The 25,041-nt window shown below is 60.4% G+C and carries 19 protein-coding genes and 1 tRNA gene; 14 read left to right on the forward strand and 6 right to left on the reverse strand.

The window, feature by feature from the left end; translation table 11 throughout:
• The first annotated feature begins 75 nt into the window (after positions 1 to 75).
• From ACIQUH_RS20365 to ACIQUH_RS20385, 5 genes are all read left to right on the forward strand, one after another.
• Complete coding sequence (locus ACIQUH_RS20365) at positions 76 to 1,491, forward strand: short-chain fatty acyl-CoA regulator family protein (protein ID WP_400818260.1); 1,416 nt, start codon at positions 76 to 78, stop codon at positions 1,489 to 1,491.
• Between the two features lie 152 nt (positions 1,492 to 1,643).
• Positions 1,644 to 2,741: a polyamine ABC transporter substrate-binding protein gene (locus tag ACIQUH_RS20370; RefSeq protein WP_400818262.1), complete on the forward strand. Its 1,098-nt coding sequence runs from the start codon at positions 1,644 to 1,646 to the stop codon at positions 2,739 to 2,741.
• A 239-nt stretch (positions 2,742 to 2,980) separates the two neighbouring features.
• Positions 2,981 to 4,138: an ABC transporter ATP-binding protein gene (locus tag ACIQUH_RS20375; RefSeq protein ID WP_400818264.1), complete on the forward strand. Its 1,158-nt coding sequence runs from the start codon at positions 2,981 to 2,983 to the stop codon at positions 4,136 to 4,138.
• An 11-nt stretch (positions 4,139 to 4,149) separates the two neighbouring features.
• Positions 4,150 to 5,058 (forward strand): ABC transporter permease subunit, encoded by a 909-nt coding sequence (locus ACIQUH_RS20380; protein ID WP_400818266.1) that lies wholly within the window; start codon positions 4,150 to 4,152, stop codon positions 5,056 to 5,058.
• Between the two features lie 4 nt (positions 5,059 to 5,062).
• Positions 5,063 to 5,875, forward strand: a complete 813-nt coding sequence (locus tag ACIQUH_RS20385) for an ABC transporter permease (RefSeq protein WP_046800630.1) — start codon at positions 5,063 to 5,065, stop codon at positions 5,873 to 5,875.
• Between the two features lie 311 nt (positions 5,876 to 6,186).
• Here the strand turns inward: ACIQUH_RS20385 and ACIQUH_RS20390 are convergent, their stop codons facing one another.
• Together ACIQUH_RS20390 and ACIQUH_RS20395 are read right to left on the reverse strand one after the other, a co-directional pair.
• A complete protein-coding gene (locus ACIQUH_RS20390; RefSeq protein WP_400818268.1) occupies positions 6,187 to 7,851 on the reverse strand; it encodes an ABC transporter permease in 1,665 nt (554 codons plus the stop codon).
• A gap of 78 nt (positions 7,852 to 7,929) precedes the next feature.
• Positions 7,930 to 11,739 (reverse strand): ATP-binding protein, encoded by a 3,810-nt coding sequence (locus ACIQUH_RS20395; protein WP_400818271.1) that lies wholly within the window; start codon positions 11,737 to 11,739, stop codon positions 7,930 to 7,932.
• Positions 11,740 to 12,053: 314 nt separating this feature from the next.
• Between ACIQUH_RS20395 and ACIQUH_RS20400 the strand changes: the two genes are divergently transcribed.
• From ACIQUH_RS20400 to ACIQUH_RS20410, 3 genes are all read left to right on the forward strand, one after another.
• Positions 12,054 to 12,130: transfer RNA gene (locus tag ACIQUH_RS20400), tRNA-His, on the forward strand.
• A 267-nt stretch (positions 12,131 to 12,397) separates the two neighbouring features.
• Positions 12,398 to 14,026, forward strand: coding sequence for a Ppx/GppA phosphatase family protein (locus ACIQUH_RS20405; protein ID WP_400818273.1), 1,629 nt, complete (start codon positions 12,398 to 12,400; stop codon positions 14,024 to 14,026).
• Positions 14,023 to 14,763 carry an RlmE family RNA methyltransferase gene (locus ACIQUH_RS20410; RefSeq protein ID WP_400818275.1) on the forward strand — a complete coding sequence of 247 codons (741 nt, stop codon included), beginning with the start codon at positions 14,023 to 14,025 and terminating at the stop codon, positions 14,761 to 14,763. The genes ACIQUH_RS20405 and ACIQUH_RS20410 overlap by 4 nt, the downstream gene beginning before the upstream one ends.
• On the opposite strand, the gene ACIQUH_RS20415 is transcribed toward ACIQUH_RS20410, so the two are convergent.
• Entirely contained in the window at positions 14,764 to 16,161 is a 1,398-nt protein-coding gene (locus ACIQUH_RS20415; protein ID WP_400818278.1) for an MDR family MFS transporter, read from the reverse strand.
• 209 nt (positions 16,162 to 16,370) lie between these two features.
• Here ACIQUH_RS20415 and ACIQUH_RS20420 point away from each other — a divergent pair, with 209 nt between their 5' ends.
• From ACIQUH_RS20420 to ACIQUH_RS20440, 5 genes are all read left to right on the forward strand, one after another.
• Positions 16,371 to 17,372, forward strand: coding sequence for an MBL fold metallo-hydrolase (locus ACIQUH_RS20420; protein WP_400818332.1), 1,002 nt, complete (start codon positions 16,371 to 16,373; stop codon positions 17,370 to 17,372).
• Between the two features lie 179 nt (positions 17,373 to 17,551).
• Positions 17,552 to 19,057: an IMP dehydrogenase gene (gene guaB, locus ACIQUH_RS20425; protein WP_065654415.1), complete on the forward strand. Its 1,506-nt coding sequence runs from the start codon at positions 17,552 to 17,554 to the stop codon at positions 19,055 to 19,057.
• A gap of 112 nt (positions 19,058 to 19,169) precedes the next feature.
• Positions 19,170 to 19,571 (forward strand): MAPEG family protein, encoded by a 402-nt coding sequence (locus ACIQUH_RS20430; protein WP_400818334.1) that lies wholly within the window; start codon positions 19,170 to 19,172, stop codon positions 19,569 to 19,571.
• A gap of 150 nt (positions 19,572 to 19,721) precedes the next feature.
• Positions 19,722 to 20,750: an alcohol dehydrogenase AdhP gene (gene adhP, locus ACIQUH_RS20435; RefSeq protein ID WP_400818281.1), complete on the forward strand. Its 1,029-nt coding sequence runs from the start codon at positions 19,722 to 19,724 to the stop codon at positions 20,748 to 20,750.
• 119 nt (positions 20,751 to 20,869) lie between these two features.
• Positions 20,870 to 21,745 (forward strand): dienelactone hydrolase family protein, encoded by an 876-nt coding sequence (locus tag ACIQUH_RS20440; RefSeq protein ID WP_400818284.1) that lies wholly within the window; start codon positions 20,870 to 20,872, stop codon positions 21,743 to 21,745.
• Between the two features lie 110 nt (positions 21,746 to 21,855).
• Here ACIQUH_RS20440 and ACIQUH_RS20445 read toward each other — a convergent pair whose 3' ends face one another.
• Positions 21,856 to 23,211 carry an ATP-binding protein gene (locus ACIQUH_RS20445; protein ID WP_400818287.1) on the reverse strand — a complete coding sequence of 452 codons (1,356 nt, stop codon included), beginning with the start codon at positions 23,209 to 23,211 and terminating at the stop codon, positions 21,856 to 21,858.
• Positions 23,198 to 23,875: a winged helix-turn-helix domain-containing protein gene (locus ACIQUH_RS20450; protein WP_400818289.1), complete on the reverse strand. Its 678-nt coding sequence runs from the start codon at positions 23,873 to 23,875 to the stop codon at positions 23,198 to 23,200. The genes ACIQUH_RS20445 and ACIQUH_RS20450 overlap by 14 nt, the downstream gene beginning before the upstream one ends.
• A 201-nt stretch (positions 23,876 to 24,076) precedes the next feature.
• Between ACIQUH_RS20450 and ACIQUH_RS20455 the strand changes: the two genes are divergently transcribed.
• Complete coding sequence (locus tag ACIQUH_RS20455) at positions 24,077 to 24,346, forward strand: hypothetical protein (protein ID WP_149743620.1); 270 nt, start codon at positions 24,077 to 24,079, stop codon at positions 24,344 to 24,346.
• 149 nt (positions 24,347 to 24,495) lie between these two features.
• Here the strand turns inward: ACIQUH_RS20455 and moaB are convergent, their stop codons facing one another.
• On the reverse strand, positions 24,496 to 25,035 hold the full coding sequence (moaB, locus tag ACIQUH_RS20460) for a molybdenum cofactor biosynthesis protein B (protein ID WP_400818293.1): 540 nt from the start codon (positions 25,033 to 25,035) through the stop codon (positions 24,496 to 24,498).
• Between the last annotated feature and the right edge of the window lie 6 nt (positions 25,036 to 25,041).

Genomic DNA, 25,041 nt, shown 5'->3' on the forward strand with positions numbered 1-25,041 from the left:
TAAATCTTGTAAAAGTTCTTTGCCCCATGAGTTTGTAACAGGCTTGTATGAGTCGCGGGATGGAGAGGTGAGGCTGTGTCGGAAAACAAGATTTTTGCGGGCCCGCGCGTGCGCCGCATTCGCAACGGCCTAAGCCTGACACAGACGGCCATGGCCGAGGCGCTGGCGATCTCGCCCTCTTACCTCAATCTCATCGAGCGCAACCAGCGGCCGCTCACCGTGCAGCTGCTTTTGAAGCTTGCCTCCGTCTACAAGGTCGATCTGGATGACCTGCAGGGCGAAAGCGCCGGTTCCGCCGGGCAGTTGCGCGAGGTCTTCGCCGATCCGCTGCTTGCGGGCGAGGTACCGTCGCCGCAGGAGCTGATCGAGGTTGCCGATGCCGCGCCCAATGCGGCAAGCGGTGTCCTCAAGCTTTACCGGGCCTACCGGGAACAGGCACAGCGCCTTTCCGACCTTTCCGATCTTCTGGCGCGGGAAGGGCATGAGACGGCGCTGTCCTCGACCCGCCTGCCGATCGACGAGGTACGGCACGTCTTTGAAAACCGGCCGGCCTATTTCAATTCCATCGATGCGGCGGCGGAAGAACTCCACAAACAATTATCGTCAGGCGATGATCTCGCCTCCGGTCTGCGCGCATGGCTGCAGAAAAACCACGGGATCGTCGTCAGGACGTTGCCGGTTCATGCCATGCCCAATCTGCGGCGACGTTACGACCGCCACTCCATGCGGCTATTCTTGTCCGAACGCCTGTCGCAGCCCGATCAGCTCAGGGAAATGGCAATGGAAACCTGTCTGCTGGCGCTTCGCGACGAGATCGGGACCGAGCTGGAGGCGCTGGGCCTGAACGGCGAGGAGGCGCGGCGCATCGCCCGCTTCGAACTGGCGCGTTACGCCGCCCATGCATTGATGATGCCCTATGGCGCATTCCTCAGCGCCGCGCAGCGGGCGAAATACGATCTCGACGTTCTGCGGTCGCGTTTCAACGTTTCTTTCGAACAGGTGGCCAACCGGCTCGTCAGCCTGCAACGACCGTCCGCCGCGGCGATCCCGTTTTTCCTGATGGAGATCGACAATGCCGGCAACCGTTTCCGCCTCGCAGGGGCCGGCGGTTTTCCAAGGGCGCGTTTCGGCGGCCTCTGTCCGCGTCTGAACATCCATGCCGCTTTCGCCCAGCCGGGACAGGTGCTGGTGGAAGCGGTGGAAATGCCTGACGGTGATGCCTTCCTCACCGTTTCGCGCACGCTGGAAGGCCCGCAGGCGGGTTTCGGCGAAAGGGTGCGGCGAACGGCCGTGCTTGTCGGCTGTGATCTCGCCCAGGCCGCTGAGACGGTTTATGGCCCAGCCGTCTCGGGCGCTGCGCCTGTCGCGGTCGGCCCCTCCTGCCGGCTGTGCGAAAGGCAGGGCTGTCTGTCGCGGGCGGAAGCGCCACTGACGCGGCCGCTCGGGCTTGATGAAATGGTCACGGGTCTCAGTGTTTTCGACTTCCAGTAGGTGTTTCCATTCGCTTTTTTGTGGTCGGAACACATTTGGTTGAAAATGCTGTGCTGCACATTTCCCGCTTGCTCCCTTCTGTTTTCCTTTCTAGTCTCTCCCAAAAAAGGGGATCACGCTCCCACCGTGAGGATGCGTTAACAGGAGACATCATGAAAAACCGTTCTCTCCGCCTGACCTTGGCTCTCACCACCGTGCTCGTTGCAGCAGGCTCGGCAATGGCCCAGGAGAAGGTCGTCCACGTCTATAACTGGTCGGATTATATCGACGAATCGATCCTTACCGATTTCACCAAGGAAACCGGTATCAAGGTCGTTTATGACGTGTTCGACAGCAACGAGCTTGTGGAAACCAAGCTTCTGGCCGGCAGCTCCGGTTATGATGTCGTGGTGCCGACCGGCCCCTTCCTCGCCCGCCAGATCAATGCCGGCGTGTTCCAGAAACTCGACAAGTCCAAGTTGCCGAATCTGAAGAACATGTGGCCCGAGGTTTCCGAGCGTCTGGCGAAATACGACCCCGGTAACGAATATGCCGTAAACTACATGTGGGGCACCACCGGCATCGGTTATAATGTCGCCAAGGTGAAGGCTGCGCTTGGCGATGTTCCTGTTGATAGCTGGGATATTCTCTTCAAGCCGGAAAATGCCGAAAAGCTGAAATCCTGCGGCATCAATATTCTCGATGCGTCGGACGAGACCTTCGCCATTGCCATGAACTATCTCGGCAAGAATCCGGATAGCAAGGAAACCGCCGATCTCGAGGCGGGCGGCGATGTCTACATGAAGATTCGCCCCTATGTGAAAACCTTCAATTCCTCCGCCTATATCGATGAACTCGCGAATGGCGACAGCTGCATCACCATCGGCTGGTCGGGCGATATCCTGCAGGCGAAGAGCCGTGCCGAGGAAGCCAAGAACGGCGTTGAGGTGAATTACGTCATTCCGAAGGAAGGCACCTATATGTGGTTCGACAACCTTGCCATCCCCGCGGATGCCAAGAATGTCGAGGAAGCGCACGCCTTCATCAATTATCTGATGCGGCCGGAAGTCATCGCCAAGGCCTCCAACTACGTTCAGTATGCGAATGGCAACCTCGCCTCGCAGGCGTTGATGGATGAGGCCGTCGCCAAGAACCCGGCGGTCTATCCCGATGCCGAGACGCTGAAGAAGCTCTTCACCATCTCGCCTTACGGACCGAAGGAACAGCGCGTGCTGAACCGCGTCTGGACGCAGATAAAGACCGGCAGCTAAGCGAATCCGGGGAGGGTGGCCCGTCCACCCTCATTCCTGTGCTTGTCACAGGAATCCAGCGACCTGACGTCTGTCAGGTCAGATGAAGTCTTTTCAGCCCAAAGGCTTGGGCTGACTGGATCCCTGTCACATCCTCGGCGCTTGTTCCGGGGAACAGGGATTAAGACAGTGGGGATGGCGTCGATCCGGCCTGCTTGTCGTGTACGTTGTCGATGGATTCTTGGTGAAATGGGGCGGGCATGGCAAAGACACTCGGACCGGTCAAACGCAAATTCAGCCCGTGGGACAACCCCGATGCGGTGCCCTTCATCCGCTTTGAAAACGTCACCAAACGTTTCGGCGATTTTGTCGCCGTCAACAATCTGACGCTCGATATTTACGAGCGTGAGTTCTTCTCGCTGCTCGGTCCGTCGGGCTGCGGCAAGACCACGCTGATGCGCATGCTGGCCGGTTTCGAGGAGCCGACCGAGGGCCGCATCCTGCTGCAGGGCAAGGATATTTCCGGCGTGCCGCCCTATAAGCGCCCCACCAACATGATGTTCCAGTCCTACGCGCTTTTCCCGCATATGTCGGTGGAAAAGAACGTTGCTTTCGGCCTGGAGCAGGACGGTCTGCCAAAGGCTGACATTGCCGCCCGCGTCGAGGAAATGTTGCGCCTCGTCAAGCTCACGGAATTCGCCAGGCGCAAGCCGAGCCAGCTTTCCGGTGGTCAACGGCAGCGCGTGGCGCTCGCCCGTTCGCTCGCCAAGCGGCCGAAGGTGCTGCTGCTGGACGAACCGCTCGGCGCGCTCGACAAGAAGCTGCGCGAGGAAACGCAATTCGAACTGATGGACATCCAGACCAATCTCGGTCTCACCTTCCTCATCGTCACCCATGATCAGGAAGAGGCGATGACTGTGTCGGACCGCATCGCCGTCATGGACAAGGGCATCGTCGTGCAGGTGGCGACGCCGGCCGAGATTTATGAGGCGCCGAACAGCCGCTACGTGGCGGATTTCATCGGCGACATCAATATTTTCGACGCCAGGGTCGTCGCCAATGCCTCCGATATCGGCAAGCCCGGTCTGGTGACTTTGGATTGCGACGGGTTGAAGGTGGCGGTGGAGCAGGAATGCGCCGCGGCGACCGGCAGCCAGGTGGCCTACGCCATCCGCCCGGAAAAGGTTCGCATCTCGCTCGACCAGCCCGCCGACAGCAGCGTCAACTCCGCCTATGGCGAGGTCTGGGATATCGGTTATCTCGGTGACTTCTCGGTCTTCATCGTCAAGCTCGCCGATGGTCGCGTCATTCGCGCAGCGCAGGCGAATGTCTCGCGTCTCGTGGATCGCCCGATCACCTTTGGCGATATGGTGTGGCTGAACTGGAAGCCGGATTCCGGCCTCGTCCTGACGCGCTGAGGGAGGCTTCGATGGCGATCACCACTCCCGAGAACCGGCAAAGCCCCTGGCGCTGGCTGGTCGTCGCGGTGCCCTATTTCTGGCTGCTGCTGTTTTTCGCAGCACCGTTTTTCATTATCTTTAAAATCTCGCTGTCGGATACGGCGATCTCCATGCCGCCCTATACGCCGGTCTTCGAAGGGTTTTCGAAGCTCGGAACGTTCTTTTCGCAGCTGGATTTCGAAAACTACCTGTTCCTGACGGAAGACCCGCTCTATATCGACGCTTACCTCTCATCGCTGCGTATCGCCTTCATCTCCACTTTCCTGCTTCTTTTGATCGGTTATCCCATGGCGCTCGCCATGGCGCGCGCGCCGTCTTCCATTCGTCCGACGCTGGTGATGCTGGTGATCCTGCCGTTCTGGACCTCGTTCCTGATCCGCGTTTACGCCTGGATCGGCATTCTGAAGCCGGAGGGCCTGCTGACGGTGCTGTTCCAGTCGATCGGTCTTCTGGGACCGGACCAGCAGGTCAATATCTTCCGAACCGAGACGGCGATCTTCATCGGCATCGTTTATTCCTATCTGCCCTTCATGGTGCTGCCGCTTTATTCGGCGCTGGAAAAACTCGACAATACGCTTCTGGAGGCCGCGGCCGATCTTGGCTGCCCGCCATGGAAGGCCTTCTGGAAGATCACTTTCCCGCTGTCGCTGCCGGGCGTCGTGGCCGGCTCGATGATCTGCTTCATCCCGATAACAGGCGAATTCGTCATTCCCGACCTGCTCGGCGGCGCGCAGACGCTGATGATCGGCAAGACGCTCTGGACGGAATTCTTCGGAAATCGCGACTGGCCTTTGGCATCCGCCGTCGCCGTGCTGCTTCTTCTGTTGCTGGTGGTGCCCATCGCCATCTTCCAGAACCAGCAGAAGAAGGTGGGGTGAGGCCATGAAGCGCGGAAAATTCGACATCACCGTCCTCACCCTCGGTTTTGCCTTCCTCTATATCCCGATCATCATCCTGATCGTTTATTCCTTCAATGCCTCCAAGCTGGTGACGGTCTGGGGCGGCTTTTCGCTGCAATGGTACAGGTCCATGTGGTCGAACCAGGGGCTGATGGATGCCGCCTGGGTGACGCTGCGTGTCGGTATCTTAAGCGCCACCATCGGCACCATCCTCGGAACGCTGGCGGCCCTGTCGCTGACGCGGTTCGCGCGGTTTCCGGGCCGGGTGCTGTTCTCAGGCATGATCTATGCGCCGCTCGTCATGCCGGAAGTGATCACCGGCCTGTCGCTGCTGCTTTTGTTTGTCGCTGTCGGGGTGGATCGCGGTTTCTGGACGGTGGTTATCGCCCACACAACCTTTACCATGTGTTATGTGGCAATCGTCGTGCAGTCGCGCCTGCTCACCTTCGACCGCAGTCTTGAGGAGGCTGCACTCGATCTCGGCTGCCCACCGGTGAAGACCTTCTTCCGCATTACCCTGCCGTTGATCTTCCCCGCCGTCATCGCTGGCTGGATGCTGGCGTTTACGCTGTCGCTCGACGATCTGGTGATCGCCAGCTTCGCCACCGGCCCCGGCGCAACCACGCTGCCGATCAAGATCTACTCGCAGGTGCGTCTCGGTGTGACGCCGGAAATCAATGCCATCTGCACGATCCTCATCGGCCTTGTGACGATCGGCGTCATCGTTACCTCCATCACATCCAAACGCACCGAACTGCAGCGGATGCGGGACGAGCACGCCGCCGCCCGCAACTGATTATCGGCTCTGCTTCGATTTCCTCACGTTACTGTTGAAATCGCAATAAAATTAGAAACCTGTAATTTAGTTTTGGGACTCTACGGTCTCAAAATAGGAATTATCGTCGGTAATTGCTCGATTTTGGTTTTAACCGCTTGTTAATAGGAGTTGGCGGAAAGTAAACCTAACGCAGGGTTGTCAAATTTCTGACGGCCGGGATTGATAATTTCCATATGGCGAGGTTGTCCCCCTTTCTCTCGTTAAAAAAGCACAACTAATACAGGCGGCCGAAAGGCCGCCTTTCTTTTTGCCGCGACACCGGGCGCGGCTCAGCGGTTTTCCGGATGATCCATCGATCTGGAAACGAGAAGCACGGGAATAAGCCCGGCGATGATGATGATGATCGCCGGCACGGCCGCATCCTGCACCCTTGAACGCGATGCATCCTCATAAACCAGCGTCGCCAGCGTGTTGAAGCCGAAAGGCCGGAGCAGGATGGTGGCCGGCAGTTCCTTCATGGATTCGATCAATACGAGGAGAAAAGCGGTCAGCGCCGCGGGCCGCATATTGGGCAACAGCACCTTGAACAGCGTCTGTGCCCGGTTGCGCCCAAGCGTGCGCGAGGCCATGTCGATATGCGGCGAAAGCTTCTGGAAACCGGCATCGAGCGTGCCCTCCGCCATGGTCATGAAGCGCACGGCATGGGCGTAGATGATGGCGAAGGCGGTGCCGGAGAGCAGCAGCCCGGTGGAAAAACCGAAATATGCGCGGATGAAGCCATCGACGCCATTGTCGAGGCTGGCCAGCGGAATAAGCACGCCGATGGCGAGCACGGTTCCCGGCACGCCATATCCCATGGAGCCGAAGCGGGCGGCCACCTTGGAGGTGCGCGAGCGCTCGGTGCGGATGGCATAGGAGAACACGAAAGCGGCAATCAGCGTCACGAAGGCGGCGGAAAGCGAGACTTCGAGACTGTGTCCGAGTGCTTTCAGAAGCTTCGGCGCAAACAGCGCATCGAGCCTCCTGGCGGCGTAACCGCCCAGCACGATGACGGGAATGAAAAATCCGCTCGCGATAGGAACGAGGCAGAACAGGCTGGCGCACCAGCGCCGCCAGCCGTTGAGCGCCTTCAACCGGTGGCGCTGCGCCATGCTTGTCGCTTTCGGCGCGCCGAAGCGCTGTTTTTCCCGGGCATTGCGTTCGATGACGATCAGCGCGCCGACGATGACGAGGATGACGGCGGCGATCTGCGTCGCATTGGCGAGATTGCCGCGATTGAGCCAGGTCTCGTAAATGGTGAAGGTCAGCGTCTGGACGCCGAGATATTCGACGGCGCCGATATCGTTCAGCGTCTCCATCAGGACCAACGACAGGCCGATGGCGATGGCCGGCCGCGCCATTGGCAATTGCACGGAGAAGAACACATTCAGCGGCTTTGCGCCGAGCGTGCGGGCCGCTTCGGCCGCAAACCGCCCCTGCATGGAAAAGGCGGCCCGGGCCGAGAGATAGACGTAAGGATAAAGTACCGAACTCAGAACGATAACAGCACCGCCAAGCGAGCGTATGTCCGGAAACCAGTAATCGCGGATGCTGTGATAACCGAAGGCGGCGCGCAACGCGCTCTGCACCGGGCCGGTAAAGTCGAGAAATTCGCCGAACGCGTATGCGGCGAGATAGGAGGGGATGGCGAGCGGCAGCACAAGTGCCGCGGACAATAGCCGCCGCAGCGGAAATTCGAATGTCGTCACAAGCCAGGCGCAGACGATCCCGAAAAACGCCGTCGTCGCGGCCGTCATCCCCAACAGCAGGAAGGTGCGAAACCCGGCGCGCGGCAGGACATTGGCGAGAAGATGTTGCCATCCCTCCGTGCTGCCCGTCAGCGCCAGCCAGAAAATTGCCAGAATGGGCATGGCGGCAATGGCCGCGACGATGACCGCAGTGATGGGCAACACCGAGAAGCGTCTTGTTGCCGGAAGGGAAACCGTCATGGACATGCCAGTCTACTGTCGTGCAAAGGCCTCAACCGGCGACCATTGTGCCGGTGGCTTCCGCATTGCTACGCCCGCATGGCCTCAGTTGGCAAGAACCCGCTGCGACGGAAAGGTGATTTCCACCAGCGTGCCTTCATTCGGCGTGGAAGTGATGGAGAAATTCGCGCGGTTGGCGTCCACCATGGCTTTCGTCAGCGGCAGTCCAAGCCCGGTGCCGTCGCCGCGCACACGCTTTGTCGAGGATGCCACTTGCCGGAACGGTTTCATCGCCTGTTCCAGTTCCGCCCGCGTCATGCCGATGCCGGTGTCGCGGATGCGCAACGATACGCTGCCATTGGCCTCATAGGCCGTGGACACCACGATCTGGCCGCCGGACGGTGTGAAGCGGATGGCGTTCGACAGGATGTTCAGCACGATCTGCTTGATCGAGCGCAGGTCGGCGACGATCTGCGGCACGGATTGCGCAAGCGCGGTGCGGATGATGACACGCTGGTTGTTGGCCTGCGGCTGCACCAGCGAGACCGCCTCGGCCACCGTTTCATTGAGCGGCACGGCGACGAAATCCACATCCATCTGCCCGGCCTCGATCTTGGAGATATCGAGCAGATCATTGACGATGTCGAGCACATGCCGGCCGGAACGGCCGATATCATTGGCATATTCGACATAACGCGGATGGCCGATCGGTCCGAAACGTTCGGTCGCCATCATGTCGGCAAAGCCGATAATGGCATTGAGCGGTGTGCGGATTTCGTGGCTGACGCGCGCCAGGAAATCGGTCTTGTGGGCATTGGCGGTTTCCGCCGCGCGCTTGGCGTTGCGCAGTTCTTCTTCCGTGCGCTTCCACTGGGTAATGTCACGGATCACGGCGCAATAGCCATGCGAGGATTTAAGCCGGCCGATGGTCATGAACAGCGGCAGGAAGCCGCCGGATGCTTCGCGGCCGATCACTTCGCGGCCGTCATTCAGCACGCTCGCGACACCGTTATTGGCAAGGCCGGAAAGATAGTCCAGCACGGCGCGCTGGCTCTCATGGGCAAAAAGGGTGACGAAAGGCTTGCCGGCAATTTCACCATTGTCATAGTTGAACAGCGCGCTGGCGGAACGGTTGAGCGAGCGGATTTCGCCTTCGTCTCCCAGAAGCACAACCCCATCGGTGGCCGTTTCCAGAATGGAATGCAGCTCCTCCACTTCGCCCTGCAACAGGGAGAGGCTGCCTGCTTCCGCATTTTCGGCATCGCCGGCAGCGATATTTTCGTTGGCGGCCGCAACCGGCGTCTGCTTTTCCTCAAGCGGCACCAGCGACAGCATCAGCGCCTTGGTTTCTTCCCAGCGGATGGATTGCAGCCGCGCCTTGACGGGGATGATGTCGTTTTCGGCGCTGACGACCACCATGCCACCTTCGTTGTCCGGCATCTCCTCCAGTTCCTGCCGCTGCAGCAGCGCTTCCAGACCGCCCACCTCTTCGAGCTCGGCGAGAGAGCCATAGCCCGTCAATCGCAGGAAATCCGGATTGGCGTGGATCAGCCTGTCGCCGGCATGCACCAGAAGCGCCACGGGCATCTGGTCCAGCGTTTCGGCCGTCAAGGCATTTGCCGGGCGAACGGACGGGCTGACCATGGCGGCGGCAATATCGGTAGCCGGCCGCTCGTCCGCCGCAGCCTCCTGCTTTTCGTCTGAGCCGCTTTCTTCAGCCGGAGCGCGAATGGCCGCAGGCTGCTCGCCACGAACATAGTCGGCGAAAAGATCGTCTTCTTCCACCGGTTCGGCCGTCTTGTCGTCGTTTTCCGTTTCGGCGGGTACGCTTTCGGACGCATCCGCAATGATGTCCGGCTGTATGTCCTGCCCCGCCGGCTCGGCGGAGATGGCTTCCGCATCCGTTTGCCGGTTTTCTTCGGAAGCAGCATCCGCCGGCGCCAGGGCCCGGCCGATTTCGCGGAAGGCGGCCTGCTCGCCTGCGGTCAGCCCCTCGCGGGAGCGCGAGCGGCGCTCCTCCAGATGGACGACCTTGTCGGAATAGGCTGGCTCCAGCGCGGGCGCCACAACCGGCGCTTCGAGTTCCGGTGGAGTATAATCATGGTGCTGGTCTTCGGCCGAAACCACGTCCGATGCATCATCTGCGACATCGGTGCCCGTTGCCGGGACCTCATCGTCACCGATGGAACCGGAAGCTTCTCCTGCCTCGTCATCCTCATCGATAAAGGCCAGCAATTCGTGGCTTTCATCCTCGATCGCGGGTTGCGGCAAAGCGTCTGCCGGATCGGCCTCCTCACCGTCGAGGAATGTCAGGCCGGTGGCATGCGGATCTTCGGCGGCATCGGCCAGCCGCACGATGCCGAAACCGCGGAAACCGTCGAATTCGCGGGAGCGCGTATAGGTGGGCAGGGCGGCAAGATCGATCGGCACCATCAGCGATGTGCCTTCCACCGGCCAGTAGATCGTCTTGCCCGACCAGGTGTCGCGACGGCCGAGAAGCTCACGGATCTTGCCGTCGGGATCGAGATTGAACAGGGCCGCGACATCGGCAAAGCCCATGCCTTCCACCGCGGCTGCCTTGGCGCCGACGGCTTCCGCAAATTCATGCGAGATCGAGCTGAAGCGCCCTTCCGCATCGATTTTCCAGACGAAACGGGAAGCGCGCGCACCGGCATTGAAAACAAAAGGCTGCGCCTCTGCGCCAGCGCCGATGTCCGTCTCCTCGGTCTCCGTCTCCGCCGTTATCTCGTCATCCGCCGCAGGAGCAGCCTCTGACGGCGGGGTTTCGACGATTTCATCGTCCACGACTGCGATTTCTTCGGCCTGCGCTTCTGCGCCAGGGGCATCGGCGGTTGCCCGCTCGGTTAAGGGAGCCTTTGCTTCATCCTCATCGAGTTCGAAAAGATCGGCGATGTCATCGGTCATCGCCACATGTGCAGCGGCGTCGGCATCCTGCGAAGAAAGCTCCGCCGGGGTCTCCGCTCCGTTTTCCGGCGATGACAGAAGGCTGTTCTCATCCTGCTGCGCTGCCACTTCCTCTTCGGGATCGGTCGGCAGTTCCTGCACCTCTTCCACATCCTCGATGCCAGCAACGGCATCGAGCACGGAATCGAAAGAGGAGGTTGTCGAGGCAACAGGCGCGGTCTCCGCAACCGGCAGGACGGGCTCGGCGGCGGCTGGCGTTTCCTGCGGCTTGTCTCCGGCAAAACCCTTGTCTTCGGCAAAACCATTGACCGGATCGAGTGTGCCCAGTGCGGTTTCGACCACGAACATCAGGTTCAGTTCAGGCGATGCCGCGATCTGGCCGGTGGCGGCGGGCAGATAACCTTTGCCGGTCGGCACCGGCCGTTTGACGAGATGGCCGGACTGGCCGGCTGCCATTTTCACCAGCGTCCGCGCCGTGTGCGGCGTAATGCCGAGCGAGGAAAAGCCGGGCGAGGCGGCGATGATCTCGTTTTCGCCGTTCATAACCGCCATGTGAATATCGGGGTCGTCAAAACCTTCGATCATGCGCCGGGCGCATTCGGCCGTGTCGGGCGCGGTCTGGTCGGTGAGGGCGGAAAACAGGATGGCGGGCTGGCCGGGCTCGGCCTCGATGATTTCCGCGCGCGCGGTAACGGCCAGGCTACGGAAACCCGATGTGATGCGAATGGTAAACGGCAGGCTGTCGCCCGCTTTGGAAAGCCGCGCCGCCGTGGCCGCCAGTTGCCGGAAGGTCACGTCCTGCGGTTTCGGGCCCTGTTCCAGAAAATCATAGACCATCGGCGTGCCGAACAGCGCCGCACCCCGGCCATTGGCCCAAAGGGCGTTTTTAAGGTCGAGCGAGAACAGCGCCATGGCCTCACCGCGCCCGAAACCTTCACGCACCCGTTCATGCACTGCGATATCGATAAAGGGATACTGGACGGCGGGCATGTCGAAACCTATTCTGGCACTACCGGACCTTGCGGGCTTTCGGCTTCCTCATGAAGCGCAAAACGTAAACCCGCCAGGCATCACGTTAACAGAATTTTAAATAACTTCACAGCGCGGCCGGGTCCACCGCCCGGTGGATGAATCGCCAAATAGAGTTAACATCAACAGGCCCATTCCTGCTTCCCGTTCCCGGTCAGCCTGTCGAAAAGCACTTGCCTTTCTCAGCCTTTTTTCGCAAAATTCGAAGAGGCACTTGCAAATGGGGAAAACACCTTTTATGTCACCCCCCGTGACGCCGCTTCGGCGTTTCATGTGCGGTTGTAGCTCAGTTGGTTAGAGCGCAGGTTTGTGGCACCTGAGGTCGGTGGTTCGACCCCACTCAACCGTACCATTCCCCTCTCCCGATAAGTCTATAGGTCACAAGGACTTACCGGGAGAGGGGAATATTTTCTCTCCAGCCTCGTCTGTTCATGCCTGCGGAGCCGCCCCCGCGCTGCGCACGCCCGTTCCCGATTTGCGAAAATCCTCAAAATCATCGCCTTGTCCATGGTGGTCTCCACGCAACCCTGGTGATGCATGAGCCTTTGCCACACGCCGCCCGGCAAAAACCATTTGGCTAAAATCGCTTGCGCTGGTATTGTCCGCCCAACGAAACCTTATGAAAGCCAGCAGCATAGCGTCTACGCTTGTGCGCGGCGAAATGGACAAGACAGTGATCGACCCCGGAAACGGCCCAAAGCCGTCGGAACAAGGGGCGTCGGTGGCGAACAAAGGGAAAGCGAAGCGATCCCGTCGTGGCAAGAAACACAAGCGTGACGGTCAGCCCCGTGACGCTGCTGTGCTGTCGCATGATGTTGCCGCGGATGTTCCGGCCGGTTCCTCCTATGTATCGGCTCTTGAGCCGGATGCCGAGCCGCGCAAGAGAAAGCGCCGCCGGCGCTCTCGCGGCAAGGGCACGTCTCAGCAGGCTGCCCCATCCTCCACCGTGCAGGCCCAGGCTCCAGCCGCAACCGATGTGGCCAATCCTTCCTCCGTGCCGCCGGGCGGCGGGCGAAAGTCGCGCCACCGCAAGCGTGGGCACCGCGATCCGCGCAGCCGCGACCCACAGGGCCGTCCGCTGGTTCCCACCCATGCGCCGAAACATGTCGGCAAGCAGAATGGCCGCGCCAACGGGGCCGGGCATGAACCGCACCGGCAATCCGAAATCTCCGCCCGCCACGCCGGTCGCCAGCATGAGCAAAGCCAGGAGCCGCCGGCCGATATGTATGCGGCGCTCGATCTCGGCACCAATAATTGCCGCCTGCTGATCGCGCAGCCGACGCGGCCCGGTCAATTTCGGGTTGTCGATGCCTTTTCGCGCATCGTCAGGCTGGGCGAGGGGCTGGTATCCAGCGGCCGCCTTTCCGATGATGCGATGGACCGCGCCGTCGAAGCGCTCAAGGTCTGCTCGGCAAAACTCTCCGGCCGCCCGATAAGGCGCATGCGGCTCATCGCCACCGAGGCCTGCCGCGCAGCGTCAAATGGCGAGGAGTTTCTGGCGCGTGTCACGCGCGAAACCGGACTGAAGCTTGAAATCATCAGCCGCGAAACGGAAGCCCGCCTTGCGGTTTCGGGCTGCGCCTCTCTCGTCGGTCGCGAAGCCCGCTCCGTCGTGCTGTTCGATATCGGCGGCGGATCGTCGGAAATCGCGGTCATCAAGGTCGGCGAAAACCGCTCGAACCGGCTTGCCAATCACATCACCCACTGGACCTCGCTGCCGGTCGGCGTCGTCACGCTTTCGGAACGTCATGGCGGCCGCGATGTGACGCCGGATGTCTTTGCCGCCATGGTGCGGGAGGTCGAAGGGCTGCTCGATGCCTTCCATTGCCCGCCTCTGGCGCCGCAGACCCATCACGAGGATTTTCATCTGATCGGAACTTCGGGCACGGTGACGACACTCGCGGGTGTTCACCTTGATCTGCCGCGATATGATCGCCGCAAGGTGGATGGCCTGTGGCTGTCGGACGCCGAGGTGACGGCCATGCAGGACAAGCTTCTGGCCTGGGATTTCGCGGGCCGCGCCGCCAATGCCTGCATCGGGCCTGACAGGGCCGATCTGGTTCTGGCCGGCTGCGCCATTCTCGAGGCCATTCGCCGCCGCTGGCCGGCGCGCCGCATGCGGGTGGCCGATCGTGGCCTGCGTGAAGGGCTGCTGACGGATATGATGGCAGATGATGGCGCATGGCGGCGCAACCGGATAAGGCGCATGCAAATGGCAAGGCAGGACAGGACGGAAGGTTTGACATGAGCAAGGCGCCGACAAGCAACAACCGCACCGGCCGCAAGATCGGCCAGAAGGTCAAGAAGACCAAACTCAAGGCCTCCTCGCGCCGCTGGCTGGAGCGTCATATCAATGACCCCTATGTGCAGCGCGCGAAGCTTGAAGGCTATCGCGCCCGCGCCGCCTTCAAGCTGCTGGAAATCAACGACAAGCACCAGATTTTGAAAGGCGCGACCCGCATCATCGACCTTGGCGCCGCACCCGGAAGCTGGTCGCAGATCGCCTCCAAGGTGACGGATTCCACCGAGGACGACATTCGCGTCGCGGCCATCGATTTCCTCGAGATCGATCCCATTCCCGGGGTTAAAATTCTGCAGCTCGACTTCCTTGATCCGAGCGCGCCGGAAAAGCTGATGGAAGCTGTCGGTGGCACGCCCGATCTGGTGCTGTCGGACATGGCTGCGCCGACCACCGGGCACCAGAAGACCGACCATATCCGCACCATGCATCTGTGCGAAGTCGCGGCCGATTTCGCCGTTCAGGTGCTGGCGGAGGGCGGCCATTTCCTTGCCAAGACCTTCCAGGGCGGCACGGAAAAGCAGCTGCTCGACATGCTGAAGAAGAACTTCAAGCAGGTTCTGCACATCAAGCCGGCCTCGTCGCGCTCGGAATCGGTGGAAATGTTCCTGCTTGCCAAGCACTTCAAGGGCCGCAAGAGCGAACCGCACGTCGATGCGGAAGCCGAAGAGGCTTCCGAAAACTGATCACTCCGCCGGTTGCGAGACCTTGCCGCGGTGGCCGGAGACGGCCGCCCCTGCATTGCTGTCCATGCGGATGATCGGCACGATGGCGAATAGCGACACCAGTGCGACGATGGTGAAAGCGATGTGGAAATCGGCAAGCTGCAGATGCGTGCCCGACATCATGCTGCTGACTTCCAGAATGGAAGCGGCGAAGGCAACGCCGAGCGCCAGGCTGATCTGCTGCAGCACGGATGACATCGAGGTCGCCTGGCTGGCCTGGCTGTCCTCGATATCGGAATAGCTGAGCGCGTTCGATCCGGTAAAGAAGAAGGACCGTGCAAATCCCGCCGTGACGAGGAAGATCATGATCAGCGGATAGGGCGTTTCCGGCGTAAAGAAGCTGTTGGCAAGCGTCGTGCAGGCGCCGACAATGCCGGCCCCGATCAGCGTCGAGCGGAAACCGGTCGCCGCGAACACCCGCTTGGCCATGAACTTGGTGGTGATTGCCCCGATTGCGCCGGCAAAGGTGATCATGCCCGACTGGAACGGGTTGAGCCCGAAACCGATCTGCAACATCAGCGGCATCAGGAAGGGGATGGCGCCGGTGGAAATGCGGAAAACGGTGCCGCCGACGGAGGCCGCCCGGAAGGTTGCGTTCTGGAAAATCCGGAAATCCAGAATGGGTGCGGGGTGGCGTGCGGCATGGCGCATGTAAAGAAAACCGCAGATAAACCCGATGATCGTCGAGGCGATACCGATGGCGGGCGGCAGGGCCGGAAGGCTGACCACCGACACGCCGAATACGACGCCCGAGGCGGCGATGCCTGACAGAACGAACCCCTTGCCGTCCATCGGCGGCGGATTGGTGGTTTCGATTTCCGGCAGGAAGATCGTCGACAGCCAGATGCCGATAATGCCGATCGGCACGTTGATCAGGAAAATCCAGTGCCATGAAAAATAGGTGGTGATGAAGCCGCCGATCGGCGGACCGGTGAGCGGCCCGACCAGCCCCGGTATGGTCAGCAGCGCCATGGCGGAGACGAGTTCGCTGCGCTTGGTCGTGCGCAAAAGCACGAGGCGGCCGACGGGCGTCATCATTGCACCGCCCATGCCCTGCAGGAAACGCGAAAGTACGAATTCGAACACCGAGGAGGAAACCGCGCAGCAGATCGAGCCCACCACGAAGACGGCGATGGCGAAACGGAAGATTTTCTTCGCGCCATATTTGTCGGCCATCCAGCCGCTGATGGGAATGAAGATCGCCAGCGCCACCATATAGGCGGTCAGTGCGAGCTTGAGCGTGATCGGGCCGACATGGAGGTCGGCGGCAATCGCCGGAAGCGAGGTTGCGATGACGGTGGAGTCCATCTGCTCCATGAAGAGAGCGACTGCCAGGATGAGGGGAATGATGCGGTTCATGAGGCTGCCTGCGGCTTTCCGCTGCGACAAGGGATATCGCCGTTCCTCCTACGCCTGATAGGCGGGCTTGCCAACACGTTAATTATCAATTTCTCAAGTTCCGATCAAACCTGCGTGAGGCCGGTTTTCTTGCAACTTTCTCGCTCTATTGTCCGTTGGGTGAGTTCAGTTGGCGATCACGGCCAGTTGGCGATATCGGAGACAAGATGATGACCCAATCCTTGAGCATGAGCAGACGCGGCCTCATCGGTGCGGCCGGCGCAACCGTTCTCGGCGCGCCGCTATTGATGGTGCGCAGTGCAGACGCCCAGACCAGCCAGCCGCAGACCTCCATGGAGATAAAACACGCCATGCCGCCTGAAACCAACCGCTTCAAGCTCGGCAACTTCGAGGTGCTCGTCGTCAAGGACGGCTCGCGCGCCGCGCCCAATCCGGGAGAGACCTTCGGCACGGACCAGTCGGCCGAGACCGTGGGCAAATTGCTGGAAGACAATTTTCTGCCGAAGGATCAGTTCGTTAATTCCTTCTCGCCGGTTCTCGTCAATACCGGCTCCGATCTCGTACTGTTCGATACGGGTTTCGGCGAGGCTGGCCGCGGCGCCGGCAATGGCCGCCTGACCGAAGGCATGGCTGCGGCCGGTTATACGCCCGAGGACGTGACCGTGGTGGTGCTGACCCATATGCATGGCGACCACATTGGCGGGCTGATGGAGAAGGGCGCTCCGGCCTTTTCGAAGGCGCGTTATGTGTTCGGCCAGGCGGAATATGACTTCTGGACGGATGAGAAGCGCGTCGGCACGCCGGCCGAAGGCGGTCACAAGGGCGTTCTCACCAACGTCAAGCCGCTGGCGGAAAAGGCGACCTTCATCGGCGATGGCGCCAGTGTCGTTTCCGGGATTACCAGCGTGGCGGCTTTCGGCCATTCGCCGGGCCACATGATTTTCCGTGTCGAATCGGAAGGCAAACAGCTGATCCTGACGGCGGATACGGCCAACCATTTCGTCCTCTCCCTGCAGAAGCCGGACTGGGAAGTAAAGTTCGACATGGACAAGGCGGCCGCCGCCGCGACCCGCAAGAAGGTCTATGACATGATCGCCACCGACCGGCTGCCTTTCCTCGGTTATCACATGCCTTTCCCTTCTGTCGGTTACGCGGAAAAGCTGGATACGGGTTACCGTTTCGTGCCGAAATCCTACCAGTTCGACATCTGATATCTGCTGCAACGCAGCAACAGAGAAAGCCCGGAAGGTTATTCCGGGTTTTTTCTATTCCCTTCCTGTCATGAACGTGTTACCAGCCCTCGCCAACTTCCAAGCAATCCTTGCAGGGCGCCGGGGTGAACTTTTCGTTCCGGAACGGCCACGCATTTTCAGTATGAAGGAATTTGGTCATGGCACGCATCATTCAAACACCCACTGGTTTGGACGCTCTCACATTTGACGATGTGTTGCTGCAACCCGGGCATTCCGAAGTCATGCCGGGACAGACGAATATCGCCACCCGTATTGCCCGCGATATCGATCTCAACCTGCCGATCCTCTCTTCCGCCATGGATACGGTCACCGAAGGCCGCCTCGCCATTGCCATGGCCCAGGCTGGCGGTATCGGCGTCATCCACCGCAACCTGACCCCCATCGAACAGGCCGAAGAAGTTCGGCAGGTGAAGAAGTTCGAAAGCGGCATGGTCGTCAACCCGGTCACCATCGGCCCGGATGCGACGCTTGCCGAAGCACAGGCCTTGATGAAGGCGCATGGCATTTCCGGTATTCCGGTGGTTGAAAACGGCGGTTCCGGCGGCCACAAGAACGGCCGCCTCGTTGGCATTCTGACCAACCGCGATGTGCGCTTTGCCTCCGATCCGCAGCAGAAGATCTATGAACTGATGACCCGCGAAAATCTGGTCACGGTCAAGGAAAGCAGCGTCGACCAGCAGGAAGCGCGCCGCCTGCTGCACAAGCACCGCATTGAAAAGCTGCTGGTGGTGGATGCCAAGGGCAATTGCGTCGGCCTCATCACCGTCAAGGATATTGAGAAGTCGCAGCTCAACCCCAACGCCACCAAGGATGCGCAGGGCCGTCTTCGCGCCGCCGCCGCCATCAGCGTCGGTGCAGATGCCATCGAGCGCGCCGAGCGCCTCATCGATGCCGGCGTCGACCTTCTGGTCGTCGATACCGCGCATGGCCATTCGCAGCGCGTGCTGGATGCCGTCTCGCAGGTGAAGAAGATGTCGAACTCGGTTCGCATCATCGCCGGCAATGTCGCCACCGCTGACGGCACCAAGGCGCTGATCGATGCCGGCGCCGATGGCGTCAAGGTCGGCATCGGCCCCGGCTCCATCTGCACCACCCGCATCGTCGCCGGTGTCGGCGTTCCGCAGCTCGCGGCCATCATGTCGTCGGTTGAAGTCGCCAATGCCGCTGATATCCCCGTCATCGCCGATGGCGGCATCAAGTTTTCGGGCGATCTGGCCAAGGCAATCGCCGCCGGCGCTTCCGCCGTCATGATCGGCTCGCTGCTTGCCGGCACGGATGAAAGCCCGGGCGAAGTGTTCCTGTATCAGGGCCGTTCCTTCAAGGCCTATCGCGGCATGGGCTCCGTTGGCGCCATGGCGCGCGGTTCCGCCGACCGTTATTTCCAGGCGGAAGTGCGCGATACGCTGAAGCTCGTGCCTGAAGGCATTGAAGGTCAGGTTCCCTATAAGGGCCCGGTCTCCGGCGTTCTGCATCAGCTCGCCGGCGGCCTGAAGGCCGCCATGGGTTATGTCGGCGGCAGCAACATCAAGGAATTCCAGGAGCGCGCCACCTTCGTTCGCATCTCCAGCGCGGGCCTGCGTGAAAGCCACGCCCATGACGTGACGATCACCCGCGAAAGCCCGAACTACCCCGGCGCGGTTTGATCTTTCGAGGCGAATCCGTAAAAGGATACCGAGTATTTGGCGCTCCCCGATTCATGCCGGATCGGGGAGCGTTTTCATGATTGGAGAAGAAAGCATGTCACCCACGACCGCAATGTTCTGGCCGATGATCGCCCATGTCTTTCTGGTCTTCTGCCTTTACGGGCTTCTGATCATCCGGCGCAACAAATACACCTTCAAGGATCGCGAATCGGCGATCAAGCTGCGCGACCGGGGCGAGGAGGCGCGCGAAAGCCATCTGGTGAACCGTAACATCGCCAACCAGTTCGAATTGCCGGTGCTGTTTCACATCGCCTGCCTGCTGCTTTACATCACAGATGCGGACAATATCGTCACCGTTGTTCTGGCATGGCTGTTCGTGCTCTCGCGTTATGCCCATTCCTATGTCCACGTCACCAGCAACCGCCTGCGCCAGCGTGGGGCATTGTTCGGCATCGGCTTCGCACTGGTCGTCTGCCTGTGGGCATGGCTCGCCATATGGTTGGCGCTGGAATAAATCAGCACCGTGAGGTTGCCTCATAAGTGAGACAATCCCGCCTCGCAAAATGCTTCGATTTGCGATGGGTCAATTCCATGACGCCCCATCCCCGTTAATCTCTGCCTCGCCGTCGAGGATTTCAGGCGAGCAGAGATTAGGGAGTATGTCATGGCTAAGACAATGAAGGCAGCCGTCGTCCGCGGGTTTGGAAAACCGCTGACCATCGAGGAAGTGGCGATACCGGATCCCGGCCCCGGTGAAATTCTCATCAACTACAAGGCGACGGGCATTTGCCACACCGACCTGCACGCCGCAACGGGCGACTGGCCGGTAAAACCCAACCCGCCCTTCATCCCCGGCCACGAAGGCGTCGGTTATGTCGCCAAGATCGGTGCCGGCGTCACCGGCATCAAGGAAGGCGACCGTGCGGGCACGCCCTGGCTCTACACCGCCTGCGGATGCTGCATCCCCTGCCGCACCGGCTGGGAAACGCTGTGCCCGAGCCAGAAGAATTCCGGCTATTCCGTCAATGGCAGCTTTGCCGAATATGGCCTCGCCGATCCGAAATTCGTCGGCCGCCTGCCTGACAATCTCGACTTCGGCCCCGCCGCACCCGTGCTGTGCGCCGGTGTCACGGTCTATAAGGGCTTGAAGGAAACCGAAGTCAGGCCCGGTGAGTGGGTGGTCATTTCAGGCATTGGCGGGCTTGGCCACATGGCCGTGCAATATGCCAAGGCCATGGGGATGCATGTCGTTGCCGCCGATATTTTCGACGACAAGCTGGCGCTCGCGAAAAAGCTCGGGGCCGATGTCACCGTCAATGGCCGCGCGCCTGACGCGGTGGAGCAGGTGCAGAAGGCGACCGGCGGCGTCCATGGCGCGCTGGTGACGGCGGTGTCGCCCAAGGCCATGGAGCAGGCTTACGGCTTCCTGCGCTCCAAGGGCACCATGGCGCTTGTCGGCCTGCCGCCGGGCTTCATCTCCATTCCGGTGTTCGACACGGTGCTGAAGCGCATCACGGTGCGCGGCTCCATCGTCGGCACGCGGCAGGATCTGGAGGAGGCGCTGACCTTTGCCGGTGAAGGCAAGGTTGCCGCCCACTTCTCCTGGGACAAGCTCGAAAACATCAACGATATCTTCCACCGCATGGAAGAGGGCAAGATCGACGGCCGTATCGTCGTGGACCTCGCCGCCTGATTGGAAAACCCGGTTTGCGGCGCTCACGCAAATGTGTGACGCCGCTTGCCCCCGCCTCATTCCCCGCCCTGCGATCTGCGCTATCCTTCCGCATCCGCGCGTTCAAGGAGGATAAAGCGATGGACAAGCCCAAGATCACGCAGGCCATGATCGACGCTTACGATGAATATACCCATCTCAGCCTCGACCGCCGTAAATTCATGGAAAAACTCACCGTGCTGGCTGGGTCGGGTGCGGCTGCTGCGGCCATCGCCCCGCTTCTTTCAGCCAACAGCGCCCGTGCTGCCGTCATCGCGGCCGATGACGACAGGATCGTCGCCGAGGAGGTCACCTATCCCGCCCCCGGTGGCGAGATGAAGGCTTACCTCGTTACACCGAAATCGGCCTCTGGCCCCATCGGCTCTGTCATCGTCATCCACGAGAACCGCGGTCTGAACGACCATATCCGTGATGTGGCGAGACGGGTGGCGCTTGCCGGCTTCCGGGCGCTTGCTGTCGATTTCCTCTCGCCGCAGGGCGGTACGCCAGCCGATGAGGAAAAGGCGCGGCAGATGTTCAGTGGTCTCGACATGGATGCGACCGTCGCCAATGCCGAAGCGGGCCGGGTATGGCTTGCCGCAAGGCGGGGGGCGAATGGCAAGGTCGGTGCAGTCGGTTTCTGCTGGGGCGGCGGGCTGGTCAACCGTTTCGCCACCAAATCGGCAGGCCTCAATGCCGGCGTCGCCTATTACGGCCAGCAGGCCCCGGCGGCCGATGTGCCGGCCATAAAGGCGCCGCTGCTTTTGCATTATGCGGGTCTCGACGAGCGCATCAATGCCGGTATCGATACCTATAAAAAGGCGCTGGAGGAAAACGGCAAGACCTTTGAAATCTTCGTCTATGACGGCGTCAACCACGCCTTCAACAATGACACGTCCTCGGCGCGTTACGACAAGGCGGCGGCCGATCTCGCCTGGGGACGGACAACGGATTTCTTCCGGAAATATCTGGCATAGCCCGTCATATTCGGTCTGTTAGGGTGCAGCCTTTCGGAAGACTGGAAGGCTGCAGCGGGATGGCATGCGGTTTACGCAGGCGTTCGAAAAGAAGCAAACCAAAGCCTGCCTCACGCGCGCAGTTCCTGAAACCGAACAACCACGCGCAAACCGGGATTGTTGTCCGCAAGCGTCACGGCGGCACCGTGTAATTCCGCTATGGCTTTGACAAGGCTCAGGCCAAGGCCGGATCCCGCGGTGGTTCTGCTTTTTTCGACGCGATAGAACCGGTCGAACACCTGCGCCCGGTCTTCATCTGAAATGCCCGGCCCGTTATCGGCGATATTTAACAGGACCTGTCCGTCCTCGCGCGATACGTCGAGCCAAATTCTTGATCCGACGGGGGTGTGTCGCATGGCGTTGGACAACAGGTTCGTCAATAATTGGCGAATGAGATCAGGGTCGCCATTGATCCAGCCGCCGTTTACGGCATCGCGCATCGTCAGCTGATAGCCTTCCTCTGCCGCGATAACCTCGTAGGTTTCGTAGATTTCGCCGACGACATCGCAAAGATCGAAGGCGGTGAATCGAGCCGTTCTGCTTCGCGCTTCGATCTGGGCGATCCGCAGAAGAGCGTCGAACGTATTGGCTATGGACCGCAACTCCTCAAGAGCGGTCTCGACACCGATCCTCATCTCGTCTACCGCATGCGCATTGAGTGCATCCTCCAGCACGAGGAATGTCCGGCCGATCGGGGTCTTGAGGTCATGGGCGACGTCGGTCGTTACCTGCTTCAATGCTGCGACGCTGGATTCCAGTCTTGCCAGAGCAACATTGATTTCTGCTGACAATATGTCGATTTCATCCATGCGTGACGACACCGGAAGTCGTCTTGAAAGCTCGCCATGTCCGATAGCGTGGGCAATTTGCGTCAGCGACGAGATGCGGTGGCGCGTTCGATACGCCAATATGGCGGCCCCCGCCATTCCCATGGAAAGAACGATCGCGGTCGCCCAGCCGAAACTGATGAGAACGATGCGGGCCAGTTCGTCGGTGTCCCCGGAGTTGATCCCCACCACGAGAGTGTTCGGCCCCAGGGGACCCTTGAAAAGCTTGTAGTGGGAAACACTGCCGTGATGGTCGTCAGGTTCAAGGATCGAATAACCGGATGGAGTGTCCGAAAACCGATTGCTTCCCGCCAGCAGTTCTCCCGCCGGGTTGCGCAATGCGTAGATGGTCTCCTGCCCCCGGATGGCGGGGCCATGGTTGTCGATCATGTCCACGGCGCCCTGAAGGCCGCGTGCGTCGAAGGCCGATGCGATCTCCCGATAACGCTCCTGGACATTGGCGTTCAGGCGTTCATCAAGGAAACTGACGACCATCTGATAGGCCGCGATGTTCGCGCCAAGCGATGCCGTGACGAACAGGACGATGTAGATGACCGCCAGCCTGACGGCGGTGCTCTTCAGAAAGCTACCGCCGGGCATGAAGCGTATAACCCGTGTTCTTGACCGTGTGCAGAAGCGGCTGATCGAAAGGCTTGTCGATTTTCGCCCTCAACCGGCTGATATGTGTCTCCACGACGGAGCTTTGCGGGTCGAAATTGAAGTTCCAGATTTTTTCGAGAAACATCGTTTTCGTCAGGATTCGACCTTCGTTGCGCATGAGCAGTTCCAGAAGCGAGAACTCGCGTGGCAACAGGTCGATCCGCTGCCCCCCGCGCGACGTTGTTCTGGTGACGAGGTCCATTTCGAGGTCGCCGACACGCAGGCGCGTCTTCTCCGTGGCAATGGGCGGCCGCCGAACGAGAGCATTGATCCTGGCCGTCAATTCCGAGAAAGCGAAAGGTTTTACCAGATAGTCGTCGCCGCCGGCTTCCAGCCCTTCGACACGGTCATCAACACCGCTCATCGCTGTCAGAAAAAGGATGGGAACGCGTATCGAAGCCGCACGCAGACTCTTGACCAGATTGAGACCGTCGAGGCCTGGGATCATGCGGTCAACAACGGCGATGTCATATCCCCCATCCAGTCCCGCAGCCAGTGCGTCACGCCCGTCCCTGACCCAGTCGACCGTATGGCCAGCCGAGGTCAACCCCTTCGTAATATAGTTTCCGGTTGTATTGTCGTCTTCTACAAGAAGTATTTTCATGGATGATGACGTTGCCTGAAAATTGGATTTTTTCTATGGGGCGGTTGGTTCTGATCACGCCGCAAATCGGGCTTTATTGCGGCATTTCAGGGGCCTGCAGATTTACAAATTTGTATAGTCGGCGACAGGTGGCTGAAAATCCGGGGTTTTACTTTCACGATGCTGCAAGTCGCAGTGTTACCCGTTATGAGGATCTAGACCATGATCAAAAATCTGACCATCGCCGCCTTCGCCCTGATTGCCGCAACCTCTACCGCCTTTGCAAACGGTATTCTCAGCGACACTGCTTCGCCGATTGCAAAGATCACCCAGGATCACGCAAATGCCGGCGATACGGCGATATCTGCCTCCAACCCGGAAGTTCGTTTCCGCGTGCTCGACAACGGCATGGTCGAACGCACGAACAGCCGTTTCGACACCTCCATGATGATCGACCCGTCGGACGAGCTTCGCGACCGCAACCGCCGATAAGTTTTATGATGACGGCACGCTCGGCGGTTAGAGGCCGCCGAGCTTATCCGCGTCGCGGCAACAACCCATACTACCGCGAAGCGTCAGCCGCATTACGGATGAGCGGCCGCAAAACGAACTATATTGCGGCTTGGCGAGCGATACGGATTTCAGCTTTTGCCGCGCTTCAAATGCTCATCAAGCCTTGGCATGATCTCCACGAAATTGCAGGGCAGGTGGCGATAATCGAGCTGGGCCTTGAGGATGCCGTCCCAGGCATCCTTGCAGGCGCCGGGGGAGCCTGGCAGGACGAAGATGAAGGTCGCGTTCGCCACGCCGCCGGTCGCCCGCGACTGGATGGTGGCGGTGCCGATCTTGTCATAGGAGATGTGGTGGAAGAGGGCGGAAAACCCGTCCATGCGCTTTTCGAACAGCGGCTCCAGTGCCTCCGGCGTCACGTCGCGGCCGGTAAAGCCGGTACCGCCGGTGGTGATGACCACATCCACGCCTTCAGAGAGCGTCCAGTCGCGCACGGTGCCGGCAATCGCTGCCTTGTCATCAGGCACAATGGCGCGGGCCGCGAGCCTGTGGCCCGCTTCTTCCAGCCTTGCGACGAGCGTATCGCCGGATTTGTCATTCTCCAGCGTGCGGCTGTCCGAAACGGTCAAAACCGCAATGCCGAGGGGAATGAAGGGTCTTTCGCCTGCCATGGCCTT

Origin of the sequence: Agrobacterium sp. NPDC090283 (genome assembly GCF_044769685.1) — a bacterium.
Taxonomy (GTDB): Bacteria; Pseudomonadota; Alphaproteobacteria; order Rhizobiales; family Rhizobiaceae; genus Agrobacterium.

Excerpts from the sequence above, each read along its gene's own strand:
- ACIQUH_RS20370 (WP_400818262.1), top strand. The coding sequence starts at position 1,644 with ATGAAAAACCGTTCTCTCCGCCTGACCTTGGCTCTCACCACCGTGCTC.
- ACIQUH_RS20375 (WP_400818264.1), top strand. The coding sequence starts at position 2,981 with ATGGCAAAGACACTCGGACCGGTCAAACGCAAATTCAGCCCGTGGGAC.
- ACIQUH_RS20380 (WP_400818266.1), top strand. The coding sequence starts at position 4,150 with ATGGCGATCACCACTCCCGAGAACCGGCAAAGCCCCTGGCGCTGGCTG.
- ACIQUH_RS20385 (WP_046800630.1), top strand. The coding sequence starts at position 5,063 with ATGAAGCGCGGAAAATTCGACATCACCGTCCTCACCCTCGGTTTTGCC.
- ACIQUH_RS20390 (WP_400818268.1), bottom strand. The coding sequence starts at position 7,851 with ATGTCCATGACGGTTTCCCTTCCGGCAACAAGACGCTTCTCGGTGTTG.
- ACIQUH_RS20395 (WP_400818271.1), bottom strand. The coding sequence starts at position 11,739 with ATGCCCGCCGTCCAGTATCCCTTTATCGATATCGCAGTGCATGAACGG.
- ACIQUH_RS20405 (WP_400818273.1), top strand. The coding sequence starts at position 12,398 with ATGAAAGCCAGCAGCATAGCGTCTACGCTTGTGCGCGGCGAAATGGAC.
- ACIQUH_RS20410 (WP_400818275.1), top strand. The coding sequence starts at position 14,023 with ATGAGCAAGGCGCCGACAAGCAACAACCGCACCGGCCGCAAGATCGGC.
- ACIQUH_RS20415 (WP_400818278.1), bottom strand. The coding sequence starts at position 16,161 with ATGAACCGCATCATTCCCCTCATCCTGGCAGTCGCTCTCTTCATGGAG.
- ACIQUH_RS20420 (WP_400818332.1), top strand. The coding sequence starts at position 16,371 with ATGACCCAATCCTTGAGCATGAGCAGACGCGGCCTCATCGGTGCGGCC.
- guaB (WP_065654415.1), top strand. The coding sequence starts at position 17,552 with ATGGCACGCATCATTCAAACACCCACTGGTTTGGACGCTCTCACATTT.
- ACIQUH_RS20430 (WP_400818334.1), top strand. The coding sequence starts at position 19,170 with ATGTTCTGGCCGATGATCGCCCATGTCTTTCTGGTCTTCTGCCTTTAC.
- adhP (WP_400818281.1), top strand. The coding sequence starts at position 19,722 with ATGGCTAAGACAATGAAGGCAGCCGTCGTCCGCGGGTTTGGAAAACCG.
- ACIQUH_RS20440 (WP_400818284.1), top strand. The coding sequence starts at position 20,870 with ATGGACAAGCCCAAGATCACGCAGGCCATGATCGACGCTTACGATGAA.
- ACIQUH_RS20445 (WP_400818287.1), bottom strand. The coding sequence starts at position 23,211 with ATGCCCGGCGGTAGCTTTCTGAAGAGCACCGCCGTCAGGCTGGCGGTC.
- ACIQUH_RS20450 (WP_400818289.1), bottom strand. The coding sequence starts at position 23,875 with ATGAAAATACTTCTTGTAGAAGACGACAATACAACCGGAAACTATATT.
- ACIQUH_RS20455 (WP_149743620.1), top strand. The coding sequence starts at position 24,077 with ATGATCAAAAATCTGACCATCGCCGCCTTCGCCCTGATTGCCGCAACC.
- moaB (WP_400818293.1), bottom strand. The coding sequence starts at position 25,035 with ATGGCAGGCGAAAGACCCTTCATTCCCCTCGGCATTGCGGTTTTGACC.